The sequence below is a fragment of the Methylorubrum suomiense genome, assembly GCF_022179765.1.
GTDB lineage: Bacteria > Pseudomonadota > Alphaproteobacteria > Rhizobiales > Beijerinckiaceae > Methylobacterium > Methylobacterium suomiense.
Genome location: NZ_BPRE01000012.1, coordinates 112339 through 131546 on the forward strand (window position 1 = coordinate 112339; position 19208 = coordinate 131546).

The window sequence follows — 19208 nt, forward strand, 5'->3', positions numbered from 1 at the left end:
AAGCGGTGTCATTTGTCCGCGTTCGCGCATCATCGCTTGGCGCAATGAAACGCGGCCCGCCGAAAGGCTCTCGGCGGGCCGCCATCCTTGTCCATGCGCCCTCCCCCGGCAGAGCGCAGGAGGGCCTATTGCGGCTGTAAGGAATCAGTCCTTCAGATCGGCCGGGACCTTGCCGCCATTCTCTTCCAGCTTCTTGATGACCTGCTTGTGCAGCCAGACATTCATCGAGGCGGAGTCGTTCTTGTCGCCAGAATAATGCAGCTCGTCGGCGAGCTGCTGGCGGGCATGGAGGCTCGAATCGAGGTCGAGCAGCTTCATCAGATCGACGATCGAGGTGCGCCAGTTCAGCTTCTGCGGGTTCTTCGACGCCATATCGTTGAGCACGGCCTCGACATCGACGGGGCCGCCGGACGCCGCGCCGCCGCTCGTGGCAGTGGCGGCCGGGGCGTCGCCGCCGGAGGAGGGCTGCGCCTCGGTCGAGGCGGGCTTGTCGCCGCCGGCCTTGGACTCGGAGGCCTGGGCCTCGGAGGTGCCGAACGGGTGGAGAATCTTGCTGACGATGCTGCCGAGGAGGCTCATGGCGGTCAGGTCCTGTCGTCTCGCGCGGCCGGTGTGCCGCTACGGTTTCGTTAACATCGGGCAAGCACGCCCGTTCCGTCGCGGCATTCCGCCCTGCCCCGTTGCGACCGGTGATTGGAAGATCGCGCCCGCTGTGCCATGGGGCGGGGTCAAATCTGCCGGAACCCGCACGATGCGCATCCTGTTCAAGGCCTTCGCCCTCATGGCGAGCCTCGCCGTCACCGCCGTTTCCTGGCCCGCCGCGGCCCAGCAGGTCCCGGTGCGCATCGGCGTGATCCCGGTGATCGGCGCGGCGCCGGTCTTCGTCGCCAACGGCGAGGGCTGGCTCAAGGAAGCGGGGCTCGCGCCCGCCTTCACCACCTTCGAATCGGGCCCGAACATGATCCAGGCGCTGGCATCGGGCACCATCGACGTCTACGTCGCCGGCATCGCCCCCCTCGCGGTGGCCCGCACCAAGGGCATCGACGTGCGGGTCGTGGCCGCCACCGCCATCGAGGAGATGGTGTTCGTGGCCGCCCCCAAGCTCGCGCCCTACTTCGCCGCGGCGCCGAGCAAGGCGGAAGCCTTCAAGCAGTTCAAGGCCAAGGAGGGCCGGCCGGCGCGCCTCGCCACGCAGCCGCCGGGTTCGGTGCCGAACACCACCCTCCAGCACTGGCTCTGGCAGGTGGCCAAGGCCGACAAGGCCGATGTCGAGATCGTCGCCATGGGCATCGACGCGACCCAGCAGGCGCTGCTGGCCGGGGCCGTCGACGGCGCCTCGATCCGCGAACCGGCGCTCACCATCGTCCAGGGCCGCAACCCGAAGATCGCGCTGATCGCCACCGGGGCCGAGATGTTCCCCGACCAGCCCGGCACCGTGGTCGCCGTCTACGGCAAGTTCGCCGATGCCAATCCGGCGGCGGTCGAGGGGCTCGTCTCGGCCCTCGTCCGGGCGACGGACCTGCTCAAGTCCGATCCGGCCAAGGCCGCCGGGCCGGTCGAGGCGGCGCTCGGCAAGGGAATCACCGACGTGGCGACGATCCAGAAGGCCCTGTCCTCGCCGGCAGCGAAATTCGTCACCGATCCGCGCACGATCATCGAGGCGACGAAGGCGATGCAGACCTACCAAGTCTCGATCGGCACACTCGACAAGGAGGCGCCGACCGACGGCCTGTTCGATACCAAGCCCTTCGACAAGGTGAAGAAGCCCTGATCGTTACCCCATGACCGCTCTCCGCTCGGCCGGGCTCGCGGCCGTCGGGCTCGCCGCCTTCCTCGGTGTTTGGGAGGCGGCGCCCCGGCTCGATCTCGTCAATCCGGCCTTCCTGCCGCCGCCCTCCTCGATCCCCGCCGCCTTCGGCCGTGAGATCGCCGGCGGCGCGTGGCCGAGGGCGGTCGCCGAGAGCCTGAGCCACTACGTCGTCGGTCTCGGGGTCGGTGCGGGGGCCGGGATCGCGCTCGGGCTCCTGTCGGGCATGTTCCGCTGGTTCGAGAGCCTGACGGCCTGGATCGTGCGGCTGCTGCGGCCGATTCCCGGCCTGGCCTGGGTGCCCTTCGCCATCATCTGGTTCGGCGTGCAGCCCTCGGCCGCCGTGTTCATCATCGCGATCGGCGTGTTCTGGATCGTGTTCTTCGCCACCCAAGGGGCCGTGCGCGGCGTCGACCGCGACCTGATCGAGGTGGCCCAGGCCTTCGGCTTCCGCGGGCCGTTCGCGCGGCTGACCAAGATCCTGTTGCCGGCGGCCACGCCCGGCATCCTGGTCGGCGTGCGCACCGCACTCGGGCAAGCCTGGATGGCCGTGGTCGCGGCGGAGATCTTCGGCGTCCCGGGCATCGGTGCCCGGATGATGCAGGCGTCCTCGCTCCTCTCCACCGACATCGTCGTCGTCTACATGCTGACCATGGCCGCCCTCTACGGCCTGTTCGACACCGGCTTCGTCGCCCTCCAGGGCTGGCTCCTGCGGTGGCGCGCATGAGCCCGATCATCGAGATCCGCGGCCTGTCGCTCGCCTACGAGCGCGACGGGCGGCGCACCGAGATCCTCTCGGCCCTCGACCTGGCCGTGCCGCGGGGGCAATTCCTCGTCATCGTCGGCGAGTCCGGCGTCGGCAAGTCGACGCTGCTGCGGGTGCTGATCGATCTCGCCAAGCCCAGCACGGGCACGGTGGGTCTCCACACCGCGCCCGACACCCGCACGCCGATGGCGCTGGTGTTCCAGGACGCCCGGCTGCTGCCCTGGCGGCGGGTGATCGACAACGTCGCCTTCGGTCTGGAGCGCCACGGCCTGCCCAAGGCCGAGCGTCGCGACCGCGCGGCGGCGATGCTCAAGCTCGTCGGTCTGGCCGATCTCGCCGGGCGCTGGCCGCACCAGCTCTCCGGCGGCCAGCGGCAGCGCGTCGCCATCGCCCGCGCCCTCGCGGTCGAGCCCGAGGTGCTCCTGATGGACGAGCCGTTCTCGGCGCTCGACAGCTTCACCCGCGAGGGGCTGCAGGACGAGATCCAGCGCATCAAGGCGCAGACCGGCAAAACCGTTCTGTTCGTGACCCACGACATCGACGAGGCGGTCTACCTCGCCGACCGGGTCGTGGTGCTGGCCGGCAGCCCCGGACGGATCGCCGCCGACGTCTCGATCACCCTGCCCCGTCCGCGTCGGCGTCGGGACGCGGAGCTGGTCGAGGCGGCCCGCCACCTGCGCGCGGAGCTGTCGCGGCGCTCTTCGGACCTGTGATGCCCGCGATGCGGAACGCGAGCGTCGCTGTGCGGGTTCGTTGCTCGCGCGGACGACCTCCCGGAACACCTTGACGGTGGCGCTCCGCGCCGGGAACCATCGCGCGGTCCTTCGGGGTGCCGCCGGGAGAATCGGGATGGGTATATTTCAGGACGCGCTCGTCCGCTTGAACCGTGTGGTGATGTCGTATGCGGGCGATGCCGTCTTCATGCAGGCGGCGGTCTCGGCGGCGGCCAACGTCATCGTGGCCGACGGCGATACCGACGAGGAGGAGATCGAGGCCGCCCTCGTCAGCATGCGGGCCAACCCGATTCTCGAAAAATCCTACGACACGCTGACGCTGGAAAAGGCGCTGTTCGAGGCCCTGGCCCGGGCGGAACTGCGCGCCGGGCGCCTCGAGAACCTTCAGCAGGTCGCCGCCGTCGCCGACCGTCCGGTCGAGCACCGCCAGTACATCTTCCTGATCGCGGCGGACGCCGCCGACAAGGGCGGCATCACCGAGAGCGAGCACAAGGTTCTCGACGAGCTGGCCGCCGCCCTCGCCGTCGACAAGGCTTCGCTCCTCGCCTGATCGGCAATCCGCCGAGGCGGCATCGCGCCGCCCACCACGCCCTCGCGGTCCTTTCGCGTCGGGCGTATGGTCGTCGCCGTTCGGGAGTTGGTATCACGATGTACAAGGTGACGGGGACGGACCCGGCGGGACGCGAGATGACCTTCGCCTGCGGCACCGACGAGCAGGCCCTGGAAAAGACCTGGGAACTCGCCCGCCGCGGTTTTCGCGATATCGCGGTGTCGGACCCGAAAGGGAAGCGCATGAGCGCGGGTGCGTTCGAGCGGGCGCTGGACTTCGACTACGAGTGAGCCGCCCCGACGGGCGAAGCAACCGTTGGCACCGAGCGTTTCCGAGGGCGACAGCTTGTCCAAGCCATCCCCCTCATTCTGAGGTGCCGGCGCGCGGGCTCCTCAGGATGAGGGGAATGGATGGAAGGGAGGCGGCGCTCACGCCGCCCGCTTCTGATAATCCTTCACATCGGTGAACCGGATCTTGTCCCAGCGCTCCTCCTCGTAGCGCAGGGAGAAGGCGGTGGTGGCCATGAAGACCGGCGCACCGTCGAGATCCGAGGCCATGGACGAGCCGTGGGCATCGACGAACTTGTCGATCTCGGTCTCCGAATCCGACTCGATCCAGCGGCAGACCGAGAACCGGCTCGTCTCGAAATCGATCGGGAGCCCGTATTCCGCCTGAAGCCGCTCCTTCAGCACGTCGAGCTGGAGCGCGCCGACCACGCCGACGATGGCCGGTGAGCCGTCCTGCGGCACGAAGACCTGGACGACGCCCTCCTCGCCCATCTGCTGCAGCGCCTCCTTCAGCTTCTTGGCCTTCATCGCGTCGGTGAGCTTGATCCGGCGCATGATCTCGGGGGCGAAGCTCGGCACCCCGCGAAACACCAGTTCCTCGCCCTCCGTCAGCGTATCGCCGATGCGCAGGGTCCCGTGATTGGGGATGCCGACCACGTCGCCGGCATAGGCCTCGTCGGCGATGGCCCGGTCCTGGGCGAAGAAGAATTGCGGCGACGAGAGCGACATCGGCTTGCCGGTGCGCACGAGCTTCGCCTTCATGCCCCGCCGCAGCATCCCCGAGCAGACCCGCATGAAGGCGATGCGGTCGCGATGGTTCGGGTCCATGTTCGCCTGGATCTTGAACACGAAGCCCGTCATCTTCGGCTCGGTCGGCTGGACCGCGCGCTTGTCGGCATCCTGGCCCCGGGGCGGGGGCGCGAAGCGGCTCAGACCGTCGATGAGGTCGCGCACGCCGAAGTTGCGCAGGGCCGAGCCGAAGAAGACCGGCGTCAGGTGCCCCTCGCGAAACGCCGCGAGATCGAAGGTCTTGAGCCCGCCCTCGGCCAGTTCCACCTCGTCGCGCCAAGCCTGGGCCGCGCCGTCCTCCGTGAGCAGCTCGTCGAAGAGCGGGTCGTCGGCGCCGGAGACCGGGATCGTGCCGGCATCGTCCGCCGCATCGAGGCGGCGCACCCGGTTGCCGCCGAGCTCGTAGGTGCCGGCGAAGTTGCGCCCGAGTCCGATCGGCCACGTCACCGGGGCGACGTCGAGCGCCAGGGTTTTCTCGATCTCGTCGAGCAGTTCGAACGGGTCGCGCGCTTCGCGGTCGAGCTTGTTGACGAAGGTGACGATCGGAATGTCCCGCAGCCGGCACACCTCGAACAGCTTGCGCGTGCGCGCCTCGATGCCCTTGGCGGCGTCGATGACCATCACGGCCGAATCGACCGCCGTCAGCGTCCGGTAGGTGTCCTCCGAGAAGTCCTCGTGGCCCGGGGTATCGAGCAGGTTGAAGACGCAATCGCCGTACTCGAAGGTCATCACCGAGGTGACCACCGAGATGCCGCGCTCCTTCTCGATGCCCATCCAGTCGGAGCGGGTCGAGACGCGATTGCGCTTGGCCTTCACCTCGCCCGCGAGCTGGATCGCGCCTCCGAAGAGCAGGAGCTTCTCCGTCAGCGTGGTCTTGCCCGCATCCGGGTGCGAGATGATCGCGAAGGTGCGCCGCCGCGCGACCGGATCGGCCTTCGGGTCGGCGGGTTTGGGGTCGGTCTGCATCAGCATGGCGGGCACCGGCCGCGCCGCGGGCGGCCACTCGTGTCGAGGAATCCGGGATCGGGCTTCTCTACGCGTTCCGCGGCGCGGGCGCAAAGCCGATGCGGGGGGCGAACGGGCGGTCGTCGTCACCCCCGTCCGACATAGGGCATGGCGGTGGCCATCACCGTCATGAACAGCACGTTAGCCGAGAGCGGCAGCCCCGCCATGTAGACGACTGCCTCCGCGACGTGACGCGCCTCCATGAACGGCTCGGGCCGGATGGTGCCATCGGCCTGCCGGGCGCCGCTGCCGAAGCTGTGGGTCATCTCGGTCTCGGCATTGCCGATATCGATCTGTCCGCAGGCGATGTCGAAGGCACGCCCATCGAGGGCGGTGGCGCGGGTGAGGCCGGTGATCGCGTGCTTGGTGGCCGCGTAGGGCGCCGACATCGGTCGCGGCACGCTGGCCGAGATCGAGCCGTTGTTGATGATGCGCCCGCCGCGCGGATCCTGCCTGCGCATCATCCGGAAGGCCGCGCGGGAGCAGAGGAAGGCGCCGGTGAGATTGACGTTCACGCTCCGCAGCCAGTCCTCGACCGCGATCTCGTCGACCGTCGCGGCGGGGGTGAAGATGCCGGCATTGTTGAACAGCAGATCGATCCGCCCGTATCGCTCGGCGATGCGCGCGAACAGCGCCTCGACCGCCTGCGGATCGGACACGTCGGTCGGCACGCACGAAACCTCGCCCGGCAGGTCCCCCGCCACCGCCTCCAGCGCCGCCCCGCGCCGCCCGGCCAGCACCAGACGCCAACCGGCCTCGGACAGCCCCCGCGCCACCGCCCGCCCGATCCCCGACCCCGCCCCGGTCACCAGCGCCACGCCGCCGCTCATCCACCCCTCCCCTCGCCGCCTCTCGATCCCCTATCGCAGCTCCACCTCCCCAGTTGCCAGCCCCGCGCGGCCCGTTTAGAGAACCGATGGCCCGAGGCCGATGGGGCGTCGCCAAGTGGTAAGGCAGCGGTTTTTGGTACCGCCATTCCCAGGTTCGAATCCTGGCGCCCCAGCCAATTCCCCCTAGGGAAATGGCTACTTGGCATCTCCGACTGTTCGGACAGAAAAGAACAAACTGGGGTCGGAGCCGGCGCGAAAGTCGGCACAGTCCAAGACACCGCCTCAGCGCTCTTTCTGCTCGCCGGAGGGCTCAGCGCATGATCGACGAGACCCTGATCGGGCCGCTCGGCTATCGGTTCACCAACCTTTTCACACGCCGTCCGACGGCCTTCGGCGCCCGCACCTCGTGGCAGATGGCTGACGCCATGCTGCAGTCCATGCTGGCTGGCGGCATCTCGCCTCCGATCTGCCGCGTTCCGGCCGAGCATCTGGCCGAGGCAATGCTTCAGTGCCGCGAAGAGCATTCGCGCGAGTCGGCCGAGAATCGGCAGATGAAGCGCGCTTGCCTGCTCCAGATGCGCGCCCTCGGAAGTAAGAGCGTCTAATAGAACCGCCTCATCTGGTTGAGGGTGATGAGGCTTGCCGCGAGACTGGTGGAGGCCTCGTCGATGTCGGCGCAACGCTCGTAGCGGATCGGCAGGCGGCGGAAGCGATTGAGCCAAGCATGGATCCGCAGCCCATCTCGGCGGGCAGCATCTCCCAGGGCAGACCTGAGCGCAGCACGAACAGGATCCCGGTCAGCGCGGCGCGGTTCTCAATCGGAGGCCGTCCGCCCTTCGGGCCCGGCCGAGGCGGCGGCAGAAGCGGGGCAATCTCAGTCTAGAGATCGTCGGGAAGCAGAGGTCGAGCCATACTCAGCCAACGCCTCACCCACCACAGCGTGCCGTTCTGTTAGGCGTTCTAAATCAGTTGGGCTCGGCTTTATCGGGAGCCGAGAAAGTTAGATGTCGAAGTCGTCGTGGACAGCGGCGGCGCCTTGGCGCCAATAGCCGTGAGCGCGCACATAGCGACGGTCGGCGCCACGCTCGTCGATCAGCACGGTGCGCAGGCTCTTGGCGACGGCGGATTCCGCGGCGATCCAGGCGTAGCAATAGCCCGCCGGAAAGGTCAGGCCGCGCAGGGCGGCGACGATCGCCGCCCCGTGTCCTTCGCCGCGGCGCACCCAGACGATCTCGGCCCCGACGGGATGCGCCAGCGCCACGAAGGGCTCGCCATCGTGGGTCTCGATCAGCGCCACCGCCCGGCTCATCGCCGGCAACTCCTCAAGCCGGCGCGCCAGGGCCGGAAGGCCGGTCTCGTCGGCCACGAGGAGATGCCAGTCGAAGTCGAAGGGCACCAGGAAGGAACCGCGCGGGCCGGCGATCCAGGCGGGATCCCCCGGCCGGGCCTCGGCCGCCCAGCGGCTGGCCGGGCCCTCGTGCAGCAGCGCGAAATCGATATCGAGCTCTCGCGCCTCGGGATCGTAGCGGCGCGGCGTGAAATCACGTCCCAGCGGTTGGGGGCCGGTCTCAGGAAAGACGAGCCCGTCCGGTCCGGTCTCCGGCAGCACCGGCCTGTCATGGCCGGGAGCGGCGAAGAACATCTTGACGTGATCGTCGAAGCCGGGGCTCGCGAAACCATCGAGGTCCGGGCCGGTGAGGGTGATGCGCCGCATCGCCGGGCCGAGGGGCACGGTGCGCAGGACTGACAGCTGCCGCAGCACGACCGGGTGGCGCTGGCGCCGCGTCATCCGTTCGCGCGGCCCTTCCGGGCTGTCCGTGCTCATCGTCATGAAACCTCTTTCCGGTCTCCGGCGACAGGCGCCGCGGAGAGCCGCCGTACGGCAGCGATCGGGGGGCTGGCGGCCGCGCGAACGGGCCACGTGTCCAGTTGGTTTTGGTCAGAGGAGAAGCCGGGATCGGACCGGCCGACCCAAGCTAAAGAAATCGGAAGATCGTACAATCACAATGCCTTGGATCGAGGCCTACTCGAGTTTTACGGCCCTTAAGCCGTGCCCAGTCGGTATCGATCGGACACGGCTTGAGGATCTCGCTTCGGCGGGACCGCAGGCCACATCAGAACTTGACCTCGACGCCGCCGCCGATCTCGCGGGGGAGCACCAGGGTGCCCTCGTAGTAGTTCGAGGGCCGGGCGCGGGTCAGGCGCTGGTAGGTGACGGAGCGGTCATCGAGCAGGTTGTTGCAGAACACGAACAGCCGGGCGTTCTCGCTGGCCACGTAGGTGATCCGCGCATCGGCGACCGTGTAGCTCTTGATCTTGGCGAGGGGGTTGTTGGCATCCTCGGAGAAGTAATCATCAGTGTAGCGGACCACGCCGCCCAGCGTCACCTTCGGCATGAACTCCCAGTCGAAGCCGACCTTGAGGTTCATGGCCGGGGCGCGGGCGAACTGCTTGCCCTGGAACACCGCCCGGGTGTTGAGATCGCGGGTGATGCGGGTGTTGAGCAGGCCGATGCCGCCCTTCACGCGCAGGTTATCCAGAACGAGGTAATCCGCACCGATCTCGGCGCCATAGGAGCGTGAGGCGTCGACGTTGACGGTGAAGGACGAGAACACGCCGGGGGCGAGGTTCTGATCGATGTAGTGCTGGCCGTTTTTGAAGTTGGTGTAGAACAGGTTGGTGGTCAGGAACATGCGGTCGTCAAGAAGACGTGCCCGCGCGAACAATTCGTAATTGCGCGCCGACTCCTCTTTGAAGGAGATGTATCGGCCGGTGGTCAGGTTCAGCGAGACGCCGCCGGGATTGTAGCCCTCGCTGTAGAGGGCGCCGACCGTCACGTCGCGGGTGATGTCGTAGGACAGGGTGACCTTTGGCAGGACAACGCTGAAGGCACGGCTGTAATTCAGGAACTCGCGGGCATAGGGCGAGGTGCCGGCCCGGCTGAGGTCGTCGTACTGGTAGCGCAGGCTGCCGGACAACGTCCACTTTTCGAGGAAACGATAGTTCAGCTCGCCGAAGACGCCGAGACTGTCGCGATGGTCGCTGTAGCGGGTTGGTCCGATCAAGTTCAGCGAGTCAATGGAATCGGTCGAATAGTAGTAATATCCGACCATACCACTGAGGCCTTCGACCAGTGGGTCTCCGAAAGTGACGCGGGACTCGTTCGAGAGATTTTTGGGATGGATCGTCGCCGATCCGTTGTTGACCGGTGCGGTGTACCGCTTCGTCAGTACGTCTGAATACTGAAATTGGTTGACGATTTTGACGCCATTCCCGAAGTCGTAGCCGAGATCGAAAATACCGACATTGGCGATGTTGGCATAGGTCGGGGACGAGGTGACGATGCTGTTGCGCTGCGAGAACGGCCGGTTCGCGGCCTCGAAGGTCGGCCGATTGTTGAATGTGCGCGAATAGGTGACCTTCGCCTCAAGCCCCGGCAGTTCCTTCGGCCGGTACAGCACCTTGAAGCGGATGTTGGCCGTTTCCAGGTCGAGATCGGTACCCGTGCCGTTGAAGGCCGGGTTGATGTAGTTGATGAAATTGTCCCGCCCGTAATAATCCACGGCAAGACGAGCAGCGACCTCGTCCGAGATCGGCATGTTCAGCATGGCTGCGGTGCGCTTGAGGTCGCGGCTGCCGTAGAGGGCCTGGAACCGGGCCTCGGGGACGAAGGTGGGGTCGTTGGTGCGGATCACGATCGCGCCAGCGATGCTGTTGGCACCCTGCGAGATCGTCTGTGGTCCGCGGAAGACCTCGATAGAATTCGTGTCCCACAATGGCACGCTGCCGAAGACAAGCTCGTTGTAGGTGAGATTGTGGCCGTCGATGTTGACGATGGTCCGCGGCACGGTGCCGCCGAAGAACGCGGTCGCACCGGAATTCGGACCCTCGCTGTCCTGGCCGCGGATGGTCGGAGCGCCCCCGAGACCGCCCGTCGTGGGGAAATTGACGTTGGGCGTCCCGAGCAGCGCGTCTGACGCCGAGTTACGGTTCACGTCCTTCTCGATCTCCTCGCGGGTCACCACCGTCACCGACGAGGCCGTCTGCTGGAGCGGGCGCGTGATCTTCTCGCCGGAGACGGAGATCTCCTCGAGCTGTACCGCGTTTGCTTGCGCGATGTCGGTGGCTTTCTGCGCCAGGGCGGCACTCCCCAGCATGGATAGAAGTGCGGCGCCGCTGACACTGCGCAGCCACCGTTGGACAGAGGTCGTCGGCATCGGGGTCTCGTGACCGTTCGTAGAGAGTTGGGTGGCGTGGGATCGACGATCGCGCATCGAATCCAGAGCGCCATCATTCCACAATCCGATATGCGTTCCGCGAGTCAACATGGCGCGCTCAAGCGTGGCCGTTTGATCGCGCGGCGTTGCAAACGCGCCACGTACCTGATTTATTTCAGAATTTTTCAAAACTAGCGTTGCTCCGCCGGAGCAAATACGGGTAGGCGGGCCAGTCCGTCCGGGGGGCCGCGCGGCCTGCCCGCGCCGGATCTGCTGGGTCCCGCAGGAGGGCGCTGCGCCACCCTGCGCTCGAAGACGGGACGGTGGCATGAAAGCGCCTCGACAGGGCAAGACCGGAGACTTTGCTGCAAAGCGGTCAGCGACGATCCAGTCGGTCGCGATGGCGTTCCGGTTCCTCGACCTGCTCTCAGAGGCGGAGGGGCCCCTGGTCCTTGGCGAGATCGCCCGGCGCGGCCGCACCGGCGCCTCGACCGCCCACCGCTACATGCGCAGCCTCGTCCAGGAAGGGCTCGCCGCGCAGGATGAGCTCGGGCGCTACGATCTCGGCCCCGCCGCCCTACGCATCGGCGTCCGCGCCCTGCGCCGGATCGAGCCTGTCGAGATCGCCGCCCGATCGATGCAGATCATGGCAGCAGGGCATGCGGCGAGCTGCGGAGTGGCGATCTGGACCGAGCGCGGCCCGACCATCGTGCGCTGGTACCGCAGCGCCGGGTTCACGATCAGCACAGTGACGCTTGGCGACGTGCTGCCGCTCGACAGCACGGCATGCGGGCTGGTGTTCCAGGCCTACCTGCCTGCCGACATGATCGCCTCGGCGCGTCGCCGCCAGCCCGCAGCTTTCCGGGGTAGCGCGCCCAGGTCCGATGAACTGGTCGCCATTCGCGAAGCGGGGATAGCCGAGCTTGACGAGCGTCTGTTCCGCCAGCTCACCGGCAAGGCAGCGCCGGTCTTCAATGCCCTCGGCGAGATCGCCTGCGTGGTCGCGACGGTGTCACATGTCGAAGTGGCAGAGAAGGAGGGGCACCGTGCCGCCCTGTGCGAGGCGGCGCGGCGAAGCAGCCGCGAGGCGGGCGGTCCCTGATGACTCGGCGGCCCACGCCTCAGAGCTTTCGGCTCCGTGCCAGGAGCCAGAGCAGGTAGAGGCCGCCTACCAGCCCGGTCGTCAAGCCAATCGGCATGGTCACACCGAAGGGAAGGCGCTGGCTGAGGAGGTCTGAGGCCAGGAGCAGCACCGCGCCCATCGCCGCCGCCGACAGCAGCGGCAGGTCGGCCGAGCCGACGAGCCGCCGCGCCAGCTGCGGCGCAGCCAGGGCGATGAAGGCGATCGGCCCGGCGGCGGCGGTGGCCGTGGCGGTGAGCGCGACGGCCGTCATCACTGCGACGAGGCGCATCCGCTCCACTGGCACGCCGAGCTGGCGTGCCGCATCGTCACCCATCTCCATCAGGGCAAGGGGGCGGGCGCTAGCGAGCGCCAGGGGCACGATCGCCGCCAGGGCCAGGGCGGCCGGGATGGCGTGCGACCAGGTTCGGGCGGTCAGCGAGCCGGCGAGCCAGACCTGCGCCGCCACCGCCCGGTCGAGATCGCTCTCGACCAGCAGGACCGTGTTGAGGCCGGCGAGTGTCGCGCCGACACCGATCCCCACCAGCACCAGCCGGTTGCCGCCGCCCGGCCGCCCTTTCAGCGCCAGCAGGAACACGGTGGCGGCGGTGGCCATGCCGGAGGCGACCGCCGCCAGGGATACGGCCGGCGGCCCGGCATCGGCGAGGATGATCTGGACGATGGCGCCGGTGGCCGCCCCAGTGGTGAAGCCGACGATGTCCGGGGAGCCCAAGGGGTTGCGCGACAGCGATTGGAAGATCGCGCCGGCCATGCCCAGCGAGGCCCCGACGCAGAGGGCGGTCAGCACCCGTGGCAGCCGCAGGCCGAGGACGATCCGCTCCGCGACGGGGTTGCCGCTTCGTCCGGCCAGTACGGCCAGAACCTCGCCCGGTGGGAAGGCGAGCGTGCCGGTGCCGAGCAGCGCCAGCCCGAGGGCGAGGCAGAGCCCGGCCAGCACCGCGCACAGCAGGAGGCTGCGCGGGCGCCAGCGCAGCGAGGCCCGGCCGAGCCGGATGACGCGGGCGGATGCGCTCATCGCCCACCCACCCGGAAGCGGCGGACGGCGGCGACGAAGAACGGGCCGCCGAGCAGGGCGGTGACGATGCCGGCCGGGACCTCGGAGGGCGCGGCGATCACACGCCCGGCCATGTCCGCGCCGAGCAGCAGGGCGGCGGCGAAGAGAGCGGAGAAAGCGAGGATCCGGCGCTGGTCCGGTCCGGCGACCGCGCGGGCGAGATGCGGTGCGATCAGCCCGACGAAGCCGATCGGCCCCGCCGCCGCGGTCGCCGCACCCGCCAGGATCATCACGCTGAGGCAGGAGAGCAGCCATACCCGCCGCGGATCGGCACCCAGGGCCTGGCCGAGGTCGTCGCCGAGGGCCAGCGCGTTGAGGCTGTCAACATGTGCCAGGACGACCGCGAGGCCGGCGGACACTGCCACGACCAGCACCACGGCGGCCTCGAAGCCCGATCGTTCCAGCGACCCGGCCATCCAGGTGCGGAACCCCTCGAACACCGTCGGCGGCGCATTGAGTACGACGAGGCCGGTCACCGCCGCGAGCGTCACCGAGATCCCGGCCCCGGCCAGGAGCAGGCGCACGGGGTTGATGCCAGTCTCGCCGGCCCGGCCGAGGGCGAAGACGGCGACACCGGCGAGCCCCGCACCGACGGCCGCGCACAGAACGTAATGCGAGACATGAGCAAGGTGGAACAGGCTGACGCCGAGCACTACCGCCGTCGCCGCGCCACCGTTGATGCCGAGCAGGCCCGGCTCGGCCAGGGGATTACGCGTCAGCGCCTGCATCATCGCGCCGGCCATCCCCAGGGCCGCTCCGGCCAGCACGGCGACGATCATCCGCGGCAGGCGCACCTCGCGCACGATCAGGTGGAGATCGTCGGCGCGGTCGTAGGCGACCAGTGCCGCGGCCACACTGCGGAGGCCGATGGGCCGCGAGCCGATGGCGAGGCTCGCCAGGGCCAGCGCGGCGACCACCAGGATTCCGAGCATTAGGATCCCGAGCGTTGGTCCGCCCCGCCGCCGCGGCCGCGCAGCCGGCGCGGCGGCGTCGGTCGCCGTCGGCTCCGCGCTCATGGCTTGCTGAAGGCCGCGCGTAGGGCGTCGGCGACCTGTCGGCCCGAATAGGGATCGATCCGGAAGGAGGTCGGCCCGAGCGGGTAGACCCTGCGGTGAACGATGACGGGATGATTGGCGAGCACCGGCTCGGCCAGAAAGGCCTCCACATCCCTGGCCGTAGCCCGCAGCAGGAAAACATTGTCGCCGGTGATGGCGGCGGACAGGTTTTCTCGCGAGAAGAACACGAAGTCCGAGGCCCGGGTGCTGTTCGGCTTCAGACTGGGCGGCACGCTCACGACGGTGAATCCCAGGGCATCGAGCAGTTGCGCGACGGGGCTGGTGTGCCGCGCCACGGAGTAGCTGCCGGCGATGTCGTAGCCGACCACGCTGACTTTCGCTCCCCGCGGATCAATGGCGCGCGCCGCCTCCGCCATATCCTCATTGAAGCGGCGGATGGCGGCTTGGGCCTGCGCCTCTAGCCCGGTGGCACGGCCGAGTTCGACGGCCAGCTCCTGCCAGGACCGGCTCGAATAATCGACGACCACGCTTCTGATCCCAAGGGCCTCCAACTCCGCCTGATGCGGCGCCGCGCTGTCCCGACCGGTGGCGGAGACGACGACCAAGTCCGGCTTGGCGCCGACCACGGCCTCGATGTCGAAGGCGACGTTGGGATAGAGCACCGCCACGCCCCGGTGGTCGGCCTCCGCCGCCCATTGCGAGAAAAAGCCTTTCGCGTCGGTGATCAAACTCGGCGTTGTCGCGGCGCTGGCGACCACGGGGGCATCGATCGCGAGGAGGATGCCGGTGATGCTGGGCGAGGTCGAGACGATGCGCCGCGGCGTATCCGACGCAGCCCGCGCCGGAGACAGTCCGGTCCGGAGCGCCAAGCCGGCGCCGAGCAGCATGAGAGCGGTGTGGCGTCTCGCCAGCGGTATCGTCACGTGGGTCCTGCGGCAATCGTGTGGAAGGGAACGGCCGGCCGAGCGAGGGGAACGGGGGGACGGCGCATTCCTTATGGCGTATCACGTTCCGCAATGCGACAAGGCTCGGTGACATGACCGGTATCTGCCGGGACCCCGAGGCTCCCGGACGGCGCCGATCTCGACAGGGAGACCGCGGGCGTGACCCTCGCGATCGCTCCACTTCCCGCAACGGCCGGCGCGATGCTGCCCCAGATCCGGGGGCTCCGCCCGTGACGCATCGCCTGCATGCGGATGGCGTGACGCTCTGCTACGAGGCACGCACGATCGCGACGGACCTGTCGCTGGCGATCCCAGACGGCGCGTTCACGGTGATCGTCGGCCCCAATGCCTGCGGCAAGTCCACCCTGCTGCGCGCCCTGGCTCGGCTGCTCGCTCCCCGGCGCGGGCAGGTGATCCTCGACGGAAAGCCGATTGCCGAGCGCTCGGCCAAGGAGGTTGCCCGCCGGCTTGGCCTGCTGCCGCAGACGGCGACGGCCCCGGACGGGATCACCGTCGCCGACCTCGTGGCGCGGGGGCGCTATCCGCATCAGTCGTTCCTCCGACAATGGTCGCGGGCAGATGCGCAAGCCGTCGCGGAGGCCATGGCAGCGACGGGGGTGGCGGGCCTCGCCGACCGGCCCGTGGACGAACTGTCCGGCGGCCAGCGCCAGCGGGTCTGGATCGCCATGGTGCTGGCGCAGGAGACGCCGCTGCTGCTGCTCGACGAGCCGACGACCTTCCTCGACATTGCCCACCAGATCGACCTCCTCGACCTGCTCGCGGCGCTGAACGCCGAGGGGCGTACGGTCGTTGCGGTGCTGCACGACCTTAACCAAGCCTGCCGTTACGCCTCGCACCTCGTGGCGATGAGAAGCGGGGCGATCCTTGCGCAGGGCAGTCCGTCGCGGATCGTCACACCCGACTTGGTCGAGCGGGTCTTCGGCCTGCCCTGCGTGGTGATCGACGATCCCGTATCGGGTACGCCGCTGATCGTTCCCCGCGGCCGCAAGGATGCCCGCCCGCAGGAGGTCGTCCCATGAGCCGGCGCCAGCTCCATATCGGCCTCAGCCTCACGCCGACGTGGATGAGGGGTGCAGCGGCGTGGGGTCCCGGGGCGCCGGAGGACCGCGATCCGGTGGCGTTCCACCTGCGGCTCGCCCGCGCTGCGGAGCGGGCCTGCCTCGATTTCGTATTCAAGCCGGACACTTTGGCGATGCCGCCAGCGCGGGCCGCGATGCCCCGCGCGCTGGCCGGGCTCGACCCCACCCTCCTCCTCGCCGCCCTCGCCCGCGAGACCGAAGCCATCGGGCTGGTAACGACATTGTCGAGCAGCTTCGTCCCGCCTTACCTCGCGGCACGGCAGATCCAGTCGCTGCAATGGCTCAGCGGCGGCAGAGCCGGGGTGAACATCGTCACCTCGATCGAGGGGGCGGAGAATTTCGGGGCTGACCCGATGCCGCCCCCGGACCTGCGCTACCGCAAGGCGGCCGAGTTCGCGCAGGTTTTGAAGGCCTTGTGGAAGAGCTACCCCGCGCAGGCTCTCGACGAGGCTGGCGCCTGCGCGCCGATCGACCATCGCGGCGAGTTCTTCGAGGTGGGCGGCCCGCTCAACGTTCCGACGCACGAGGCCGGACCGCCGGCCTTATTCCAGGCAGGCGCCTCCGAGACCGGCCGCGATTTCGCCGCCTCGGTTGCCGATGCCACCTTCGCCGCCACGCCGGACCGGGAGGCGGGGCTGGCGCTCCGCACCGACCTGCGCCGCCGGGCGGCGGCACACGGACGCGATCCCGATTCGGTGCGGGTGCTGCCGGGCCTGTACGTCTTTCTGGCACGAACCCGTGAGCAGGCTTTTGCGGAGCATCGCCGCGCTCACGCCCACCTCACCGAGGACGCCCGCCGCGCGGCGGTGAGAACGGTCCTCGGGCTCGACCTCGGCGCCCTCCCCGCCGAAACCAGAATCGGCCCCGAGATGCTGCCGCCGGACGATGCACCCGTGCGCAGCCGGACCCATGCCGACCTACTTCGCCGCTATATCGTGGTGCACCGACCTCGGGTGGACGAGTTGCTCGCTCGACCGGAGGTTGTCGGTTCGGCGCATTGGGTCTCGGTAGGGACCGTCGACGATGTCCTTCGCGACGTCTTCGACTGGTTCGAGGCGGGGGCGCTGGACGGCTTCATCGCTTTGCCTGGCGGTTCGGAGGGGTCGCTGCATCTGTTCCTAGAGGAACTCATCCCCGCTCTGACCGCGGCAGGGCTGTTCCGCCGTACATACGACGGTACGACGCTGAGGCAGCATCTGCGTCTCGGCTGACGCAGGGACTGCTCTGTTTTAGTACTGCTTGCGAATCCATACGTGCTTGACCTGATCGGATTTTAGACCGGCCTGAGTGAGAAATTACTGAATGACGGCGGTCATGGGTAGCCGGAAGGTAAAATGTATGTAGATGACAGGCGCCGGCGGCCGATAGCCCGGCGTGGCCCGAAGGCACGGAAAGAAACGTCCAAGAAGGTCACAATGCTTATTGTGGCGGTGCTGCAGCGCGCTAGGGCGTGTCATCGGTTGAGCCAATCGATGGCGGCCGCGAGGCAGATGACACCGGTGAAGCTGGCGGTGGTCTTCTCGTAGTGGGTAGCGATAGCCCGCCACTCCTTAAACCTGGCCCAGAGGCGCTCGACCTAGTTACGGTTGTTGTCGATCCAGCATGGGCAGGCGACGGCCGCCTCATGGCGCTGGGGCGGGATCGCGGGCCGTGCGCCCATGGTCCAGATGTGCTCACGAAAGGTGTGGCTGGTGTAGCCACTGTCACCCACGACCCACTTGGGCACGCCGGGCAACTCGTCGAGCCGCGAAATCGCATGGGGCAGTTCATGGGCCTGACCGGGCGCCAGCCGGAAGGCGATGGTGCGGCCTCGCCCGTCGGCGATCACGCAAGCCTTGGTGCCATAGCCGCCACGCGAGCGGCCAAGTGCTTCATGATGATCCCGCTCGGCCGCAGATCCCCCCTTTTGGCGGCCCCGGCTGCCTTCTGATGAGCCCGCACGTTCGTTCCGTCGAGGAACACCAGCCCGAGTTGACAGCCGCGCTCTTGCACCAGGGTGAGCAGCCGCTCCCAGACACCGGCCCGGGACCAGCGGATGAAGATCTGGGCGGCCCGCCACCACGGACCCAATTCCTCCGGGATCGCCCGCCATTTGGCCCCGTTCTGATGCCGCCAGAGGATCGCCGAGAGGGTGCGTTGCAGGTCCTGGGGCGGCGTCTTGGCCTTGGGCCAGCAGGCCTCGACCAGGGGCTCCAGTTCAGACCATTGCGCGTCACTTAGCATTATCCCTCCCGCAATCAGAGAGACGAAAACGCAAAACAAGCCAGTCCGTTCAAGCGACGACAAATCCTAGGTATTATCAGACCGTCGATCTCCATTGAGACGTCGGAAGGAAATGATTTCGCCAAGGCGATGCTCGCCGACAAGTGCGGAATACTTCGATTTTTTTATTTACCGGCATTTCCATTTTGCATTGCGGTACCATTATCAGCGGTATGGATAAGGACAATGCAACTTTTGATAGGTTACCCAATGAGCCGTCTGATGCTGGCAACGCGACCACCCGAATGGTTTGGGGCTGACAGGGCCCTTATGGTGGGGCTGAGGTGGCAACGGTTTCGCTGCCATGGCATACCGTCCATATGTCGATCGATGCACCCCACCCCTACTCCATCACGATAGAGCCGCTGAAGAAGCCCGAGGGGCACTTCGGCTGGGCTCTTCGGAAGCACGGCAAACTGACTGAGCGGTCTGACCGTGCTTTCACCAGCGAGGCCAAAGCGCATGAGAGCGCGCTGAAGGCCATCGAGCGCGAGCAGACCGGCTTCGGAAGCCGGTAACATACCGAGCGTCGAGCCCACTCTGCTCATGGGCTCGGGGATACGGATCACCGACGTTGAGCCGCTCGTGGCTCAACGTCGGGTTCTGCTTTGTTCATACAGGCAAAACCGGCTCGACGCGGTGGGATCGGCGGTCTTCGGAGCTTTAAGGGCTGGCCGCTCCGATCGCGCATTCGAGCGAGCGGCCC

18 protein-coding genes, 1 tRNA gene and 2 pseudogenes are annotated in these 19208 nt (G+C 68.0%); 11 read left to right on the plus strand and 10 right to left on the minus strand.

What is annotated here, in order from left to right:
- Positions 1-144: 144 nt before the first annotated feature.
- Positions 145-579 (minus strand): DUF3597 domain-containing protein, encoded by a 435-nt coding sequence (locus MFF26_RS18375; RefSeq protein WP_137829163.1) that lies wholly within the window; start codon positions 577-579, stop codon positions 145-147.
- Between the two features lie 172 nt (positions 580-751).
- Between MFF26_RS18375 and MFF26_RS18380 the strand changes: the two genes are divergently transcribed.
- The 5 genes from MFF26_RS18380 to MFF26_RS18400 all read left to right on the plus strand — a co-directional run bounded on the left by MFF26_RS18380 (position 752) and on the right by MFF26_RS18400 (position 4147).
- The gene (locus MFF26_RS18380; RefSeq protein WP_137829162.1) at positions 752-1771 is read left to right on the plus strand and encodes an ABC transporter substrate-binding protein; all 1020 of its coding nucleotides are present in this window, start codon (positions 752-754) and stop codon (positions 1769-1771) included.
- A gap of 10 nt (positions 1772-1781) precedes the next feature.
- Complete coding sequence (locus tag MFF26_RS18385) at positions 1782-2534, plus strand: ABC transporter permease (protein ID WP_137829161.1); 753 nt, start codon at positions 1782-1784, stop codon at positions 2532-2534.
- Positions 2531-3286, plus strand: coding sequence for an ABC transporter ATP-binding protein (locus tag MFF26_RS18390; protein ID WP_137829160.1), 756 nt, complete (start codon positions 2531-2533; stop codon positions 3284-3286). Before MFF26_RS18385 ends, MFF26_RS18390 begins: the two co-directional genes overlap by 4 nt.
- Before the next feature lie 136 nt (positions 3287-3422).
- Positions 3423-3857 carry a tellurite resistance TerB family protein gene (locus MFF26_RS18395; protein ID WP_137829159.1) on the plus strand — a complete coding sequence of 145 codons (435 nt, stop codon included), beginning with the start codon at positions 3423-3425 and terminating at the stop codon, positions 3855-3857.
- Between the two features lie 98 nt (positions 3858-3955).
- Positions 3956-4147, plus strand: a complete 192-nt coding sequence (locus MFF26_RS18400; protein ID WP_137829158.1) for a hypothetical protein — start codon at positions 3956-3958, stop codon at positions 4145-4147.
- Positions 4148-4285: 138 nt separating this feature from the next.
- On the opposite strand, the gene MFF26_RS18405 is transcribed toward MFF26_RS18400, so the two are convergent.
- Together MFF26_RS18405 and MFF26_RS18410 are read right to left on the minus strand one after the other, a co-directional pair.
- Complete coding sequence (locus MFF26_RS18405) at positions 4286-5905, minus strand: peptide chain release factor 3 (RefSeq protein ID WP_238308286.1); 1620 nt, start codon at positions 5903-5905, stop codon at positions 4286-4288.
- 119 nt (positions 5906-6024) lie between these two features.
- Complete coding sequence (locus MFF26_RS18410; protein WP_238308287.1) at positions 6025-6768, minus strand: SDR family oxidoreductase; 744 nt, start codon at positions 6766-6768, stop codon at positions 6025-6027.
- Between the two features lie 101 nt (positions 6769-6869).
- Here MFF26_RS18410 and MFF26_RS18415 point away from each other — a divergent pair.
- Both MFF26_RS18415 and MFF26_RS18420 read left to right on the plus strand, forming a co-directional pair.
- Positions 6870-6944, plus strand: a tRNA-Gln gene (locus MFF26_RS18415).
- Between the two features lie 141 nt (positions 6945-7085).
- Positions 7086-7373 carry a hypothetical protein gene (locus MFF26_RS18420; protein ID WP_137830814.1) on the plus strand — a complete coding sequence of 96 codons (288 nt, stop codon included), beginning with the start codon at positions 7086-7088 and terminating at the stop codon, positions 7371-7373.
- A 124-nt stretch (positions 7374-7497) separates the two neighbouring features.
- Here MFF26_RS18420 and MFF26_RS18425 read toward each other — a convergent pair.
- The 3 genes and pseudogenes from MFF26_RS18425 to MFF26_RS18435 all read right to left on the minus strand — a co-directional run.
- Positions 7498-7641: pseudogene (locus tag MFF26_RS18425) on the minus strand (transposase); the annotation flags it as partial.
- A gap of 127 nt (positions 7642-7768) precedes the next feature.
- Positions 7769-8599: a siderophore-interacting protein gene (locus MFF26_RS18430; protein ID WP_137830815.1), complete on the minus strand. Its 831-nt coding sequence runs from the start codon at positions 8597-8599 to the stop codon at positions 7769-7771.
- Between the two features lie 283 nt (positions 8600-8882).
- Positions 8883-11315 carry a TonB-dependent receptor gene (locus MFF26_RS18435; protein ID WP_137830816.1) on the minus strand — a complete coding sequence of 811 codons (2433 nt, stop codon included), beginning with the start codon at positions 11313-11315 and terminating at the stop codon, positions 8883-8885.
- Between MFF26_RS18435 and MFF26_RS18440 the strand changes: the two genes are divergently transcribed.
- Positions 11314-12087, plus strand: coding sequence for an IclR family transcriptional regulator (locus MFF26_RS18440; protein ID WP_137830817.1), 774 nt, complete (start codon positions 11314-11316; stop codon positions 12085-12087). The genes MFF26_RS18435 and MFF26_RS18440 overlap by 2 nt on opposite strands.
- A gap of 19 nt (positions 12088-12106) precedes the next feature.
- On the opposite strand, the gene MFF26_RS18445 is transcribed toward MFF26_RS18440, so the two are convergent.
- The 3 genes from MFF26_RS18445 to fepB form a co-directional block, all read right to left on the minus strand.
- Entirely contained in the window at positions 12107-13141 is a 1035-nt protein-coding gene (locus MFF26_RS18445; protein ID WP_137830818.1) for a FecCD family ABC transporter permease, read from the minus strand.
- The gene (locus MFF26_RS18450) at positions 13138-14112 is read right to left on the minus strand and encodes a FecCD family ABC transporter permease (RefSeq protein WP_210236218.1); all 975 of its coding nucleotides are present in this window, start codon (positions 14110-14112) and stop codon (positions 13138-13140) included. The genes MFF26_RS18445 and MFF26_RS18450 overlap by 4 nt, the downstream gene beginning before the upstream one ends.
- A gap of 80 nt (positions 14113-14192) precedes the next feature.
- Entirely contained in the window at positions 14193-15083 is an 891-nt protein-coding gene (fepB, locus tag MFF26_RS18455; protein WP_137830839.1) for a Fe2+-enterobactin ABC transporter substrate-binding protein, read from the minus strand.
- A gap of 287 nt (positions 15084-15370) precedes the next feature.
- On the opposite strand from fepB, the gene MFF26_RS18460 reads away from it, so the two are divergent.
- On the plus strand, positions 15371-16180 hold the full coding sequence (locus MFF26_RS18460) for an ABC transporter ATP-binding protein (protein ID WP_238308288.1): 810 nt from the start codon (positions 15371-15373) through the stop codon (positions 16178-16180).
- Positions 16177-17451, plus strand: coding sequence for an NtaA/DmoA family FMN-dependent monooxygenase (locus tag MFF26_RS18465; protein WP_238308289.1), 1275 nt, complete (start codon positions 16177-16179; stop codon positions 17449-17451). Before MFF26_RS18460 ends, MFF26_RS18465 begins: the two co-directional genes overlap by 4 nt.
- A gap of 242 nt (positions 17452-17693) precedes the next feature.
- Here MFF26_RS18465 and MFF26_RS18470 read toward each other — a convergent pair.
- Positions 17694-18463: pseudogene (locus tag MFF26_RS18470) on the minus strand (IS5 family transposase).
- A gap of 359 nt (positions 18464-18822) precedes the next feature.
- On the opposite strand from MFF26_RS18470, the gene MFF26_RS18475 reads away from it, so the two are divergent.
- Positions 18823-19020, plus strand: a complete 198-nt coding sequence (locus MFF26_RS18475; RefSeq protein WP_137830822.1) for a hypothetical protein — start codon at positions 18823-18825, stop codon at positions 19018-19020.
- Positions 19021-19208 lie beyond the last annotated feature (188 nt).

Excerpts from the sequence above, each read along its gene's own strand:
- MFF26_RS18385 (WP_137829161.1), top strand. The coding sequence starts at position 1,782 with ATGACCGCTCTCCGCTCGGCCGGGCTCGCGGCCGTCGGGCTCGCCGCC.
- MFF26_RS18475 (WP_137830822.1), top strand. The coding sequence starts at position 18,823 with ATGTCGATCGATGCACCCCACCCCTACTCCATCACGATAGAGCCGCTG.
- MFF26_RS18445 (WP_137830818.1), bottom strand. The coding sequence starts at position 13,141 with ATGAGCGCATCCGCCCGCGTCATCCGGCTCGGCCGGGCCTCGCTGCGC.
- MFF26_RS18440 (WP_137830817.1), top strand. The coding sequence starts at position 11,314 with ATGAAAGCGCCTCGACAGGGCAAGACCGGAGACTTTGCTGCAAAGCGG.
- MFF26_RS18400 (WP_137829158.1), top strand. The coding sequence starts at position 3,956 with ATGTACAAGGTGACGGGGACGGACCCGGCGGGACGCGAGATGACCTTC.
- MFF26_RS18375 (WP_137829163.1), bottom strand. The coding sequence starts at position 579 with ATGAGCCTCCTCGGCAGCATCGTCAGCAAGATTCTCCACCCGTTCGGC.
- MFF26_RS18430 (WP_137830815.1), bottom strand. The coding sequence starts at position 8,599 with ATGACGATGAGCACGGACAGCCCGGAAGGGCCGCGCGAACGGATGACG.
- MFF26_RS18450 (WP_210236218.1), bottom strand. The coding sequence starts at position 14,112 with ATGCTCGGAATCCTGGTGGTCGCCGCGCTGGCCCTGGCGAGCCTCGCC.
- MFF26_RS18465 (WP_238308289.1), top strand. The coding sequence starts at position 16,177 with ATGAGCCGGCGCCAGCTCCATATCGGCCTCAGCCTCACGCCGACGTGG.
- MFF26_RS18390 (WP_137829160.1), top strand. The coding sequence starts at position 2,531 with ATGAGCCCGATCATCGAGATCCGCGGCCTGTCGCTCGCCTACGAGCGC.
- MFF26_RS18420 (WP_137830814.1), top strand. The coding sequence starts at position 7,086 with ATGATCGACGAGACCCTGATCGGGCCGCTCGGCTATCGGTTCACCAAC.
- MFF26_RS18405 (WP_238308286.1), bottom strand. The coding sequence starts at position 5,905 with ATGCTGATGCAGACCGACCCCAAACCCGCCGACCCGAAGGCCGATCCG.
- MFF26_RS18395 (WP_137829159.1), top strand. The coding sequence starts at position 3,423 with ATGGGTATATTTCAGGACGCGCTCGTCCGCTTGAACCGTGTGGTGATG.
- fepB (WP_137830839.1), bottom strand. The coding sequence starts at position 15,083 with ATGCTGCTCGGCGCCGGCTTGGCGCTCCGGACCGGACTGTCTCCGGCG.
- MFF26_RS18410 (WP_238308287.1), bottom strand. The coding sequence starts at position 6,768 with ATGAGCGGCGGCGTGGCGCTGGTGACCGGGGCGGGGTCGGGGATCGGG.
- MFF26_RS18435 (WP_137830816.1), bottom strand. The coding sequence starts at position 11,315 with ATGCCACCGTCCCGTCTTCGAGCGCAGGGTGGCGCAGCGCCCTCCTGC.
- MFF26_RS18380 (WP_137829162.1), top strand. The coding sequence starts at position 752 with ATGCGCATCCTGTTCAAGGCCTTCGCCCTCATGGCGAGCCTCGCCGTC.